A 12,768-nucleotide genomic window follows, 5' to 3' on the forward strand; every position below is an offset into this window, starting at 1 on the left:
AAAATTGAAGCTAAAAAACTTATACGTAATATTCATTGCCGGTCAAGTTGCCGTAAGGTTACCAGCGGATAAGAATAGCTCCCCATGTGAATCCGCCGCCCATCGCCTCTAGCATGACCAGATCACCCTTTTTAATTCTACCATCATTAACTGCAACCGCAAGCGCCAAAGGCACTGACGCAGCCGATGTATTGCCATGTTGATCCACTGTAATGACAACTTTATGATCCGCAATACCGAGCTTTTTGGCAGATGCATCAATGATGCGTTTATTTGCCTGGTGAGGCACAAACCAGTCGAGTTCGGAAGGAGAAATACCGGTTGCGGAAAAGCACTCATCGACCACATCAGTGATCATGCCTACAGCGTGTTTAAATACTTCGCGTCCCTCCATTCGCAAATGGCCTGTTGTCTGCGTCGTCGACGGGCCACCATCAACATAAAGCTTATCGACATATGCGCCATCAGAACGTTGTTTACATGCAAGGATGCCACGATCGCTGTTGGTACCGCTCTGATTTTCTACTGCTTCAAGAATAACGGCCCCTGCCCCGTCTCCGAAAAGTACGCAAGTTGAACGGTCATTCCAGTCTAGGATACGAGAAAAAGTTTCTGCACCGATTACAAGAACTCGCTTTGCCATGCCGCCTTTCAGATAAAGATCGGCAGTTGTCATTGCAAAAACGAAGCCTGAACATACAGCCTGCACATCGAAAGCAAAACCGTGCGACATTCCCAATGCATTCTGTATTTCAACAGCAGAAGCAGGAAATGTATGGTTAGGCGTTGCAGTTGCAAGAATTATACAATCAATATCGGCAACAGTAAGCCCCGCATTATCAAGCGCTGCCCGGGCGGCCGCGGCACCGAGTGAAACAGTTGTTTCATCTTTTCCGGCTATATAACGCTGGCGAATCCCTGTCCGTTGAACGATCCATGCATCGGATGTCTCGACAATGCCTTCAAGTTCGCTGTTTAACATTTTCTTTTTCGGCAGCGCACTTCCTATGCCACATATGGCAGATCGAATCATTCAGTTCTATCCTCAACCAGCGAATCAATATTCAGTCGTTCATACGTATAATTGCGTTCTCAATCATGCCCTGCATGGGTGCCACGCTCAAGAAGCTCGGGTTTTTTATCGTGAAAATGCCTCAAATCGGCTGCGATTTTCTCGAGAAGTTTATTGTTAACCATTTCATAGCCCACCCGTAAAGCAGAAGCAAACCCATCCGCATCGGTTCCGCCATGACTTTTGATAACAACACCGTTAAGTCCGAGCAGTACACCGCCATTCACGCGCCCCGGATCCATTTTCTGTTTAAGCTGACGGAAAGCACTTAACGAAAGAAGGTAACCCAGTTTTGTCAACCACGAACTCGACATTGCCACGCGTAAAATCTGTGCCATCTGGCGGGCAGTCCCCTCTGCCGCCTTCAATGCGATATTCCCAGAAAATCCTTCGGTAACAACGACATCCACAGTACCCTTTCCGATATCGTTGCCCTCGACAAATCCCTTATATTCCAATCCATCCAGCCCGATTTCGCGCAACATCATGCCTGCTTGCTTGATTTCATCAAGACCTTTGACCTCTTCAACGCCTATATTGAGCAATCCGACAGTTGGACGTTTGACATTATAGAGTGCTCGGAACATGCCGGCCCCCATCACAGCAAGATCAACAAGCTGATCTGACGAAGCACCGATTGTAGCGCCGATATCAAGGACAATACTTTCACCGCGTAATGTCGGCCATACGCCTGCAATACCGGGACGATCGGCCTCTTCCATCATTCTTAAACAAAAATAGGACATTGCCATCAACGCACCGGTGTTACCGGCTGACACGCAAGCGTCTGCCTCACCGTTTTTTACAGCTTCAATCGTTTTCCACATAGATGATTTTCCACGGCCGTTCCGCAATGCCTGGCTGGGTTTTTCGTCCATACGGGTATAGGTTTCGGTTGCAATGAATGTCGAAGCGGAAGCAAGTTCCGGATAGCGCTTCAAGACCGGTTCTACTGCACTTGCAACACCGTAAAAAATAAAACGTATTTCAGGAAAACGTTTCTGCGCAATTGCTGCTCCGGCAATTGTGATCTCCGGGCCGAAATCGCCGCCCATTGCATCCACAGAAATTCTGATCACTCTTAAATGTCCTATTAGTTTCTGATTTTATATAGAAAAGCATCGTTTCAGGACGATGCTTCGTGAAACTTTAAGCCGAAAATACCGGTTTTAAGCCATTATACAACTATAAAAATCGTTTTTTTGGTGGCGTTGGTCATTTCAATTGTTTCAAAACGGCAAATGGTGACGACTGCTCCTCTTCTTTTTCCATATCTTCAATGTAATCGCCATGAACCCCTTCTTTTCGTGGATAGGGGTCTAATGAAAGTTCGAAAAACTCCTCAAGAAATGCACCTACATCTATTGTGTCGCCATGAAATACTTCCGGTGTATCCGGTCCTTCGGCGTCGACAAAAACTTCTCCGGAATTTTCAAGTTCTTCATATTTTACAAGCTTTGATCCTTCGGGAACAAATACAGACTCAACTTCTTCCTCGACATGCTTGTGAAGTGGTTCAAGCGTAACGACACAGGCTTGCACAACTTCTGCCTCGAATTTGCCTTTGACGCGCACACCACGTTTTTTCCATGGACTGATGTGAACATCGGCACGAAAAGAATCCACACCTAAAAGACCATGATTTTCTTTCAACTTCAGCCGTTCTTTTTCATCAGCTTCGATCTTTATTCGCACGCCTTTTACCGGAAGTGAACGGACATTAACCGGATAATGGATTGCAAACTTCATTATATGTTGTTCATTGTCGCTTGTGTGGTCATTATTGTGCATAATGCACCTCGTTTTGTAATTCGACTGCCTTTGTCGGTTCGGTTGTCCGTGCAATTTACCACTTTTGGCACCAAGTTCCGCACTTGAAGCGCATCAAAAGTTCAGACATTTTAACACAGTCATTGTTAATAATTGCAACTTGGCAGCGATGCAATCTATTGCAAACGCCTTTAAGGTGGTTTAGGCAAAAAGATTGAAAAATAATAATTCCCTGCCATGCGTTAGATGGAGATGTCATTGTTTCACACGATCCGCATTAAAACCCGAGCTAAGCATGGGTTACTTATCGGTTTAATGGCTGCTACTGCAATTACAATGAGTGGCTGTAAGTCTCATGATTTACTCAAGACAAGCCAAACCTATAACGAAGGCTATGTACTCGACGAGTCGGCACTTGCTTCTGTACCAGTTGGCTCAAGTCGCGATCAGGTGTTACTTGCTCTTGGTTCGCCATCTATGACCGCGATGTATGACAACGAAGTTTTTTATTATATTTCTCAAACGCGTTATCGCGGTGCGCAATTCATGAAGCCCAAAATTGTTGATCGTAAAATACTTGCTATCTATTTCAACAAAAACGGACAGGTTGAACGAATTGCAAATTATGGCTTGCAGGATGGAAAGGTCTTCGACAGCATTTCGCAGACTACACCAACGGGTGGTCACGACCAATCATTCCTGTCACAGCTCATCAAAGGCTCGAAAGGCGTGCCGCAATTGCCACAAACGGGCAGGTAAAATTTCCTGCCCGGGAAGCTGTTTTTAATGAAAAAATAAAGCTTTCGTTACAGTGACTGAAGACCGGAAAACATCAGACAAAAAATAAAAGCTCTATCTTTCGATAGAGCTTTTTTTAAATATCTAATGCAATTTCCGCTTTTGCAACTTAATTAGTTGCGCAATTCTTTTGCCATTTTATCGAGAACAGCATTAACCATTCTCGGCTCTTCACCGTCGAAAAATGCTTTGGCAATATCCACATACTCGCTTATTGCAACTGCGATCGGTACATCTTTACGATTTTTTATTTCCCAAGCGCCCGCCCGCAATATAGCACGCAAAGTCGAGTCAATACGTGACAGAGGCCAATCCTCGGGCAAAAGCTGGCGGATCATCGGATCAAGCAGCCGTTGTTCATCCAATACACCTGCTATAATTGCTCGGAACCATTGTGGATCGGCTTCAAGATATTGCTCGCCATCGACTTCCTGTCCTAATCGATAAGTCTCGTATTCCGATGTTATTTCCAAAATTCCAGTGCCGGCAACGTCCATCTGATAGAGTGCCTGAACAGCAGCCAAACGTGCCGCGCCACGTTTATTGGCACGGCGCGACCCATTATGATTATTGGCAGAAGTATTACTCAATGATTTGCTCCGAACTTGGCTTTAAGCGCTATCATGTGTAGCGCTGCCTCGGCAGCAAAACCACCTTTATTCTTTTTATCCGGCAGCGCGCGAGCCCAAGCCTGTTTCTCGTTTTCAACGGTTATAATACCATTGCCAATAGCCAGCCGCTTGCGCACGCTCAAATCAGCAATACCACGGCATGATTCGTTGGACACAATCTCGAAATGATATGTTTCGCCCCTGATGACGCATCCCAATGCGACATAGCCGTCATAATTTCTTTCACTTTTTTCGGCAAAAGCAATCGCAGCCGGAATTTCCAATGCGCCCGGAACAGTTACAACATCAAAATCTGCATTTGCCGCTTTCAGTGTTTCTGTTGCACCTTTCAACAAGGCGTTGGAAATTTCATCATAAAAACGGGCTTCTACAATGAGTAAACGAGCCTTCTTCACATTTTTCTTTGTCATAATCTGATCCTATAACTCAATAATAGGGTTGACACTCTATTTCCCTCAAAGCCCATTATAAACATAATGGTTGAGCCAATATCATTCCCTTTAGAACAGTTTTCAAAAATGCGAAAGCTGCTTTTCCTAAAATGATTTCATTGGAACGTTATTTGAAGACTTAAGATGCCGCAGTGAAAAATATTTATTTTCAGCTTACCTGTTGAAATCGGAAAGGCGCGCCGCATAACGCGCAAGCTGATCGATTTCAAGGTTGACACAATCACCCCTCTTACGTTCTCCCCACGTTGTTACGTTGAGCGTATGGCGAATAATCAGAACATCAAAGATGTTGTCTTTGACAGCATTGACCGTCAACGACGTCCCATCCAGTGCAACCGACCCTTTACGCGCTATAAAAGGAGATAATTCCCGAGGTGTCTCGAGTTTGAAACGTCTGGCGTCACCCTCATCGGTTATGTCGGTTATTTCCGCCAAACCGTCAACATGACCGGAAACAAGATGCCCGCCCATTTCGTCGCCAAGTTTCAAGGACCGTTCGAGATTGATATGCCGGCCGACTTTCCAGCTTGAAATATTGGTGAGCCTTAATGCCTCTTCCCAGGCTTCGACTGCAAACCACTGCATATTTTTTGCGTCTTCGGATTTTTCTACCACAGTCAGACATATGCCGGAACAGGCGATAGAAGCTCCGATATCAATCGAGTTTATATCGTAATGGTTCGCGATTTTTAGTCGTAAACCTTCGTTAAGAGGTTCAATCCCGGCTATTTTTCCTATATCTGTCACTATTCCAGTAAACATTGAGGATGGTATCTCCATTCGTTATATATGTCTTCGCCAAATCTGGCCTCGTTGACCTTGTCAAAATGACCGAGATATTTTTCAAAATCCGGTGCGGGAATTCTATTCTTGCCCAATTCGATTGTTGAACGGAAAAGGACAATTTTGTCAACGTACTGCTTATCCAGAAAGGTACACGCAAGTCGAGTACCCCCCTCAAGCAGAATGCTTGAAATATGATTATCAAACAAGACCGCAAGAATATCTTTCGGCGCTATCAAGCCTTTGCTGTCATCTAACACAAAGATATTTACGCCTTTTTTCTCGAACGCTGCTATTTTTGTTTGATCAGCGTGTTTTCCGACAATCACCCAAGTTGGCAAAAGCCTTGCTGTTTCAACCACTCGACAGTTGACGTCGATTTCAAGCCTCCGATCAACAACCACGCGTACCGGCGAACGTTTTTCCAATCCCGGCAATCGGCAATCAAGTTCCGGATCATCCGTTATAACTGTGTTGCTTCCAACCATAATAGCGTCGTTTTCCGCACGCATTATATGACTGACAGAATGCGATATTCCATTGCTGATCGAAACGTTCCGTTTGCCAGAAAGCCCGATACCAGCATCTGCGGAGATTGCCATTTTTAGTGTTACTTCAGGGCGGGAAAGTTTCCTGTTTGCCAAATAAGCGCTTAATCCCTCAAAGGCATAGTCCGCCAACAGCCCTGTTCCTACAATAATGCCGGCATCCTCCAACATTTTGATGCCGCGTCCGGAAACTCTTTTATCAGGATCACAAAGTGAAATGACAACGCGTTTGACGCCAGCTTTTATCAGTGCATTTGCACATGGCGGAGTTTTCCCATAATGCGAACAGGGCTCAAGTGTCACATAGACTGTGCTGCCACGTGCATTCTCGCCCGCCATTTGTAACGCTTGCATTTCTGCATGTGGCCGGCCGCCAATTGCTGTCACTCCGTGACCTATGATCGTTTTGCCGTCACAGCTTACGATAAGTGCACCGACGGAAGGATTTTCGGCAGTTTCACCAATATGCCGATGAGCCAGACGGATGGCCGCGGCCATAAAGCGACGGTCGGTATTGTCGTCAGCCATTATTGGTGTTTTCTTTTTCGCCATTACGATCTGACAGCTCGTCAATTACATCGTGAAAATCACTGGCATTACGAAAATTGCGATAGACGGACGCAAAACGGATATAGGCGATGTCATCAATGCCTTTCAATGCTTCCATGACGAGGCGCCCTATCTCTTCGGATGGTATCTCGGGCTCGCCCGAACTCTCAAGCTGCCGGACAATACCGGATATTGCCCGTTCGACCCGTTCAGGGTCGACATTTCTTTTGCGCAACGCCACTTCAACCGAGCGCATCAGTTTGTCACGGTCAAAGGGGACATGGCGTCCGCTTTTCTTCGTAACCATTAACTCCCGCAACTGGACACGTTCAAAAGTAGTAAACCGTCCGCCGCATACGGGACATATGCGGCGGCGACGGATAACCGAACCATCTTCGGCCGGACGCGAGTCCTTTACCTGAGTATCTTCAGATTGACAGTAAGGACACCGCATTTTTTACTCCGTTCAAATAATCAGCCAAGATAAGGATATAGCGGGAAACGTTCAGTCAATGCTTGAACCTTTTCACGTACATGTGCCTCTACTGCAGCATTTCCCTCATCCGAATTTGCGGCCTTCAAACCATCAAGAACTTCCGAAATCAATTCACCGATTTCATCAAATTCCTTTTCGCCAAAACCGCGTGTTGTTCCTGCCGGTGTACCAAGTCTTACACCCGATGTAACAAACGGTTTTTCCGGATCAAACGGAATGCCATTTTTATTACATGTGATATGAGCCCTGCTCAAAGCACTTTCAGCGCGTTTCCCTGTCGCATTTTTAGGGCGCAAATCAACCAGCATTAAATGATTATCGGTGCCACCGGAAACAATATCAAGGCCATTCTTTATCAAACGGGCCGACAATGTTTTCGCATTGGCAACAACATTTTTTGCGTAAGTCTTGAAAGACGGACGCAAAGCTTCGCCGAATGCGACAGCTTTCGCGGCAATAACGTGCATAAGCGGTCCGCCCTGTATACCGGGGAAGACAGCCGAATTAATCTTCTTTGCGATCTCTTCGTCATTCGTCAGAATCATGCCACCGCGTGGGCCGCGCAATGATTTATGGGTCGTCGAAGTGACAACATGCGCGTAAGGAACTGGCGAGGGATGAACACCTCCGGCCACAAGACCTGCGATGTGGGCCATATCAACCATCAGATAAGCACCAACTTCATCGGCAATCTCGCGAAACCGCTTCCAATCCCAAAAACGGGAATAGGCGGTACCGCCAGCAAGTATAAGCTTGGGTTTATTTTCGCGGGCGATACGGGCGACTTCATCCATATCTATTCGCTGGTCATCCCTTCTCACACCATAAGAAACGACATGAAACCACTTGCCGGACATATTGACAGGTGAGCCGTGGGTTAAGTGCCCGCCGGAATTGAGATCAAGCCCCATGAAAGTATCACCGGGTTTCAACAGCGCAAAAAATACTGCCTGATTCATTTGGCTGCCAGAATTCGGTTGCACATTCGCAAATGCAGCACCGAACAACTTCTTTGCACGCTCAATTGCCAAATTTTCCACAACATCAACATATTGGCAACCGCCATAATAACGTTTCCCCGGATAACCTTCGGCATATTTATTGGTAAGAACCGATCCTTGTGCTTCAAGCACAGCACGCGATACGATATTTTCCGATGCAATCAATTCGATTTCATTACGCTGTCGGGAAAGCTCGCCGCGAATAGCATCAAAAACTTCAGAATCAGTTGTTTCAAGATCGTCATTAAAAAAACGCTTTTGCGTCGCATCCAGTTGGTCACTCATGGGAAAAAAGGTCCTATTAAAGAAAAAATAGCCGCTCATTGATTATCACAGCGTTGCGATATGTTAAACGCTTTCAATAGAATAGCCAACAACTCAGAAAAAATCTTCAGGAAAAAGTCGGTTTTAACCAATTTAAATTTACCAATGAAACGGACTAAGCCTGAAAAACCTGTACCTCTTCCCCCTGCGTTGTTTTATTAAGTTTTGTGACATCATAAAAAAAACTTTATTTTTTTGTGCGGTCATGCAGAATAACGCTTTCCTTTTCGGATTACATGGCTTCTCTTTCTCTGGCTTTTTCACAACGAAAAGCATTCAATTTTTTGATAAAATCTACATTCCAACGATAGGCATAAGATAATGCGGACAAAAGTCTTTATTGATGGAGAACACGGCACAACCGGTTTACAGATCAGAAAACGTCTGGCATCACGAAACGATCTTGAAGTTCTTTCGATTTCCGCGGAAGACCGCCACAATGAGACCGCCCGTCTTGAGCGACTGAATGCTGCCGATATTGCAATTTTATGTTTGCCGGATGATGCTGCAATCGAGACGGTAAAAAGCATCGCCAACAATAAAAAACTCCGAATTATTGACAGTTCGACTGCTCACCGCATTTGTCCTCAATGGGTTTACGGATTTGCCGAATTGACGAAAGGTCAGTCGGAGAGGATAGAAGCCGCGCAATTCGTTGCTAATCCCGGTTGTTACCCGACAGGAGCTTTAAGCATTATCAGGCCATTACGTGAAGCGGGTATCATGGCGGAAGACTTTCCTGTTTCGATCAATGCAGTGTCGGGCTACACCGGTGGCGGCAAAAAAATGATTGGACAAATGGAAGATCAATCTCGTGAAGACCGTATTACTGCAAACTATTTCATCTATGGTCTGAACCTTAGGCACAAACATGTGCCCGAAATTCGCGTCCATGGAAAACTGGCACAATCGCCAATCTTCGTACCAAGCGTCGGGCGATTTCCCCAAGGCATGATCGTGAACATTCCGTTGCACAATAAATTGCTCGAGAAAACTGTTTCGCTTACTGATTTGCGCTCTATTTTTAACGCTCATTATCACGAAAGCAAAGTCGTGAAAGTTGCAAGTGAAGAAGAAAATAGCCGTTTGGCAAGGTTAGATGCCGAATTGCTCGCCAATACAGACGAATTGAAGATATTCGTGTTTGGTGACGAAAAAAATGGTCTCTTCAATATCTGTGCCGTACTCGATAATTTGGGTAAAGGTGCCTCTGGAGCGGCCGTTCAAAATCTTGACCTGATGATCGGCAAGAACCGTAAAGATTGAAAAAGCTGGTAATAACCTGACGAAAGACCGGTTAGATTACTGGCCGGTTCGGTTTTCAACGTGAGAGGTCGGCTATACCGACCGGTTATCAATTCTCGTCTAAAAGCTTTTTTGATGCTTTTTCAACAGGATAGGCACCTTTTGTAGCACGCCAATGTGCAACTGCGAAAACCAGCACCAAAAGCGCTACACCCTGATGTATCAATCCCCAGCTTATCGGTGCTTCAAGCAATAGTGTGATAATGCCGAAGATTGCCTGTACTACAATTGCCAAGAGTAAAAGCATTGCACGCCTTGCATGAGTTGTTCCGGAAGCGAGCTTTTCAACTTTGAGAGCGTGGACAAGTGCTGCCAGCAATAAAAGATAGGCAAAACAACGGTGAACAAATTGCACAGTGAGACGGTTTTCGAAAAAGTTACGCCATGTGGGCTGATCGGCAAGCAAACCTTCCGGAACCAGTTGTCCATCCATCAGCGGCCAAGTGTTATAAACTTTGCCAGCATGTAAACCTGCAACGAGAGCACCGAGATAAATCTGCACCAACACCATCACAACAAGCCAACCGGCAAACTTCTGGATGCTTCGATTGGCAGGTTTGTCGCTATAATCGGCAAGTCCTCTTGAAACATAGGTAACAAAAATCACAACGATACATGCAGTAACAAGGTGAATTGCCAAGCGATACTGGCTCACACTTGTCAAATCACTGGCTCCCAGACCAGAGGCAACCATCCACCAACCGATCGCCCCCTGAATAGCAATAATGACGGGGACGGCAATAAGCTGGGGAAGGAATGTTTTTTCTATCCGCTTTGTTGCCCAGAACCAGATAAGACCGAATAATGCGATGACACCGACGAGACGCGCCAATAGACGATGCGCCCATTCCCACCAGAATATTCCTTTGAATTGAGAAAGGGTCATTCCCTGATTGACAACTTTATATTGGGCAATCTGTTGGTATTTTTCGAATTCATCCTGCCATTCGGCTTCTCCGATTGGCGGAATGACACCGTGCACGGGTTTCCATTCAGTAATTGACAGACCCGAGCCGGTTAAACGTGTGGCACCTCCGACAATGACAATCGCCAAACACAGAATGAGAACAGCATATAGCCAAATCTGTATCATCTTGCGATTGCGCGCCTGTCTGGCATTAGGCACGGTTTCATCAATTGCAGTCATTGTCATAACGAGACGCTTTCACTTTACAATATGCGCCGGTATTTTCCGGTTCTTTTTTCTATTGGTGCAGCAATGTTTCCAAGAAAACAAGGGCGTTGACCGCGACAAGCCGTCGCGTCTTCCGTCTTTATCAACTATCGACAAGCGTGAAAACCGGCAGAACGGAATATTCGGAAAATAAATTGCGCCAGTTTTCTTGATCTTTTATTTCATCCGAAGAAATAACAAGGCAGTCGCTCTGCCGGAATAGCTCTTCCACACCGAATTCCGGAACTTTCGACATCGCGATCAGAATGAAAGAATACTTCTCCTTCAAGCCTTTCAACATAGCGGGAATATCTCTTGAAAAGTCCCTGGCCCGAAGCAGACTTGCAATGCCTTGAGGCAGAATATCAACGCCTGTGTCATAATCATTGTAGATCACGTCTGAAATATCCGCGTCACCCGTTAACACATCGGTAAAACCACGGTGTGGACCAATCAGGTTCCCGATTTCATTGGTTGAAACATCGACAAGCAGAATGGCTGCTGCGTTTTTCTTTAACCCCATTGATAGGCGTGCAGATGATTGTGCTGCATCATTACCGACGATAGAAACAATTTGCGCATTGATCTCGAGTAAACGTTCCACCAATTCTTGTGTTTCAAAATGGTTATATTCAGTTGACGGATCCTGTTCGGCCGGAATCGGACGATTTCCTTCCTGCACTACCGGCTTTTCATCAATTTTTCTATCATGGATAGCGATCTTTAAGCGTTTTCTAACCAACAGCGTGATGACCGACAGAAACAAAAAGACCAGAATTGTGAACACAGATATCGGTGTCCCGAAACGGCTAAAAAATGCTTGTTTTTCGATTCTGATCGGGTGGCTATTAACCACAATAGCCTGCCCGTTCATGAGCCCCGAAGCTTCTATTGTTTTGTCGTAATCATTCCAAATCGACTTCAGCTGTTTTTCAAACCTCTCAAAAATGTGATGATCGGGTTTAAGACCCGCTTCGCCTGCCGACTTCAATTCATCGCGCAAATTGTTTTCAATTCTGGTTGCAAGTTTTGCTTCGGTGTAAAGCCGTTTGACCGCCAAATTTATGTTATTTTCAAGTTCATCCTTCAGTTCGTTTTGTTCGGCCTTCATTGCTTTGATCTGAGGATGAACGCTACCCAAACGGTTTTCCATATGGGCTATGTCTGTGTTCAATTTGTCCAATTCGCCGGTCGTTCGTAAAACGGCAGGATCATTTGCGATAAATTCAAGCCCAAGTGGTGATTGGTCGTGTATTTTCAAGTCATTCAAGACTTCGATTGATGCATCTAAGCCGATGCGATTATTTATTGCATTTAAAAGCGAAGCGTAAAGTTCGAAATTGGTTTCCTGTCGGTTTGAACTTTTGAATGATTGATCAAAATCAGCAAAAGCCGACTGAAGAAGGTTGTTCCTCTTCTCGCGAATTGCAGCAATTTTACTTTGTGTTTTATCCGGAAAAGCTTTTGACAAATCATTCCGAAAGTCATCAAAATGTCTTTGTAAAAACGATTGCGCATAAGTCGGATTTTTATCAGCAAAGCTTAGCTCGATATAATCGCGGTATTCTTTTACAGAAAATGAACGACTGAATAGTTCGAAATTTTTTCCATTATGTTTTATGTCCGACAAACTTTCCATTGGCCGGGTAGCCGAACTGGATAGCAATAAGGATGTGATTTTATTTCGGGTGCTGTCGTCTAAAGAGGTTCCGTCTGTTTTTTGGACAGAAAATTCCAATGTCGCGACGTAAACCTCTGATTTCAAGAGACAATAGGCGACGGCGAGAACAAAACAAAATGCGGTAGCCAGCAAAATCAAAATAATATTTTGCTGATTCAAACACTTGAATTTTTCGTCCGTTCC

General features: G+C 45.1%; 13 protein-coding genes. 2 read left to right on the forward strand and 11 right to left on the reverse strand.

All coding sequences use genetic code 11. From position 1 onward, the window contains the following. Window positions 1-58: 58 nt before the first annotated feature. The 3 genes from H3V12_RS03725 to H3V12_RS03735 all read right to left on the reverse strand — a co-directional run bounded on the left by H3V12_RS03725 (window position 59) and on the right by H3V12_RS03735 (window position 2,863). Entirely contained in the window at window positions 59-1,033 is a 975-nt protein-coding gene (locus H3V12_RS03725; RefSeq protein WP_075914366.1) for a beta-ketoacyl-ACP synthase III, read from the reverse strand. 59 nt (window positions 1,034-1,092) lie between these two features. Beyond that, window positions 1,093-2,151: a phosphate acyltransferase PlsX gene (gene plsX, locus H3V12_RS03730; RefSeq protein ID WP_198212880.1), complete on the reverse strand. Its 1,059-nt coding sequence runs from the start codon at window positions 2,149-2,151 to the stop codon at window positions 1,093-1,095. A 136-nt stretch (window positions 2,152-2,287) separates the two neighbouring features. Beyond that, window positions 2,288-2,863 (reverse strand): DUF177 domain-containing protein, encoded by a 576-nt coding sequence (locus tag H3V12_RS03735; protein ID WP_198212883.1) that lies wholly within the window; start codon window positions 2,861-2,863, stop codon window positions 2,288-2,290. 294 nt (window positions 2,864-3,157) lie between these two features. On the opposite strand from H3V12_RS03735, the gene H3V12_RS03740 reads away from it, so the two are divergent. Continuing rightward, window positions 3,158-3,601 carry an outer membrane protein assembly factor BamE gene (locus tag H3V12_RS03740; RefSeq protein ID WP_246713170.1) on the forward strand — a complete coding sequence of 148 codons (444 nt, stop codon included), beginning with the start codon at window positions 3,158-3,160 and terminating at the stop codon, window positions 3,599-3,601. A gap of 152 nt (window positions 3,602-3,753) precedes the next feature. Here the strand turns inward: H3V12_RS03740 and nusB are convergent, their stop codons facing one another. From nusB to glyA, 6 genes are all read right to left on the reverse strand, one after another. Then, complete coding sequence (nusB, locus tag H3V12_RS03745; protein ID WP_075870794.1) at window positions 3,754-4,230, reverse strand: transcription antitermination factor NusB; 477 nt, start codon at window positions 4,228-4,230, stop codon at window positions 3,754-3,756. Further along, window positions 4,227-4,682 carry a 6,7-dimethyl-8-ribityllumazine synthase gene (locus H3V12_RS03750; RefSeq protein WP_198212885.1) on the reverse strand — a complete coding sequence of 152 codons (456 nt, stop codon included), beginning with the start codon at window positions 4,680-4,682 and terminating at the stop codon, window positions 4,227-4,229. Before H3V12_RS03750 ends, nusB begins: the two co-directional genes overlap by 4 nt. Window positions 4,683-4,877: 195 nt before the next feature. Then, entirely contained in the window at window positions 4,878-5,486 is a 609-nt protein-coding gene (locus H3V12_RS03755) for a riboflavin synthase (RefSeq protein ID WP_198212887.1), read from the reverse strand. Further along, window positions 5,471-6,583, reverse strand: a complete 1,113-nt coding sequence (gene ribD, locus H3V12_RS03760) for a bifunctional diaminohydroxyphosphoribosylaminopyrimidine deaminase/5-amino-6-(5-phosphoribosylamino)uracil reductase RibD (protein ID WP_246787477.1) — start codon at window positions 6,581-6,583, stop codon at window positions 5,471-5,473. Before ribD ends, H3V12_RS03755 begins: the two co-directional genes overlap by 16 nt. Next, window positions 6,576-7,058, reverse strand: coding sequence for a transcriptional regulator NrdR (nrdR, locus tag H3V12_RS03765; protein WP_075870797.1), 483 nt, complete (start codon window positions 7,056-7,058; stop codon window positions 6,576-6,578). Before nrdR ends, ribD begins: the two co-directional genes overlap by 8 nt. Window positions 7,059-7,078: 20 nt before the next feature. After that, window positions 7,079-8,386, reverse strand: a complete 1,308-nt coding sequence (gene glyA, locus H3V12_RS03770) for a serine hydroxymethyltransferase (protein WP_075870798.1) — start codon at window positions 8,384-8,386, stop codon at window positions 7,079-7,081. Between the two features lie 360 nt (window positions 8,387-8,746). Here glyA and argC point away from each other — a divergent pair, with 360 nt between their 5' ends. Next, on the forward strand, window positions 8,747-9,691 hold the full coding sequence (argC, locus tag H3V12_RS03775; protein WP_198212889.1) for an N-acetyl-gamma-glutamyl-phosphate reductase: 945 nt from the start codon (window positions 8,747-8,749) through the stop codon (window positions 9,689-9,691). A gap of 88 nt (window positions 9,692-9,779) precedes the next feature. Here the strand turns inward: argC and H3V12_RS03780 are convergent, their stop codons facing one another. Both H3V12_RS03780 and H3V12_RS03785 read right to left on the reverse strand, forming a co-directional pair. Further along, window positions 9,780-10,883, reverse strand: a complete 1,104-nt coding sequence (locus tag H3V12_RS03780; protein WP_143238832.1) for a COX15/CtaA family protein — start codon at window positions 10,881-10,883, stop codon at window positions 9,780-9,782. 124 nt (window positions 10,884-11,007) lie between these two features. Continuing rightward, entirely contained in the window at window positions 11,008-12,543 is a 1,536-nt protein-coding gene (locus H3V12_RS03785; RefSeq protein ID WP_198212891.1) for a hypothetical protein, read from the reverse strand. Between the last annotated feature and the right edge of the window lie 225 nt (window positions 12,544-12,768).

This window comes from Bartonella sp. W8167 (assembly GCF_016100335.1).
Lineage (GTDB): Bacteria > Pseudomonadota > Alphaproteobacteria > Rhizobiales > Rhizobiaceae > Bartonella > Bartonella apis.

Coding starts and splice junctions, on each gene's coding strand:
- H3V12_RS03735 (WP_198212883.1), bottom strand. CDS start 2,863: ATGCACAATAATGACCACACAAGCGACAATGAACAACATATAATGAAG.
- H3V12_RS03750 (WP_198212885.1), bottom strand. CDS start 4,682: ATGACAAAGAAAAATGTGAAGAAGGCTCGTTTACTCATTGTAGAAGCC.
- glyA (WP_075870798.1), bottom strand. CDS start 8,386: ATGAGTGACCAACTGGATGCGACGCAAAAGCGTTTTTTTAATGACGAT.
- nrdR (WP_075870797.1), bottom strand. CDS start 7,058: ATGCGGTGTCCTTACTGTCAATCTGAAGATACTCAGGTAAAGGACTCG.
- argC (WP_198212889.1), top strand. CDS start 8,747: ATGCGGACAAAAGTCTTTATTGATGGAGAACACGGCACAACCGGTTTA.
- H3V12_RS03755 (WP_198212887.1), bottom strand. CDS start 5,486: ATGTTTACTGGAATAGTGACAGATATAGGAAAAATAGCCGGGATTGAA.
- H3V12_RS03740 (WP_246713170.1), top strand. CDS start 3,158: ATGGCTGCTACTGCAATTACAATGAGTGGCTGTAAGTCTCATGATTTA.
- H3V12_RS03785 (WP_198212891.1), bottom strand. CDS start 12,543: ATGGAAAGTTTGTCGGACATAAAACATAATGGAAAAAATTTCGAACTA.
- H3V12_RS03725 (WP_075914366.1), bottom strand. CDS start 1,033: ATGATTCGATCTGCCATATGTGGCATAGGAAGTGCGCTGCCGAAAAAG.
- H3V12_RS03780 (WP_143238832.1), bottom strand. CDS start 10,883: ATGACAATGACTGCAATTGATGAAACCGTGCCTAATGCCAGACAGGCG.
- ribD (WP_246787477.1), bottom strand. CDS start 6,583: ATGGCTGACGACAATACCGACCGTCGCTTTATGGCCGCGGCCATCCGT.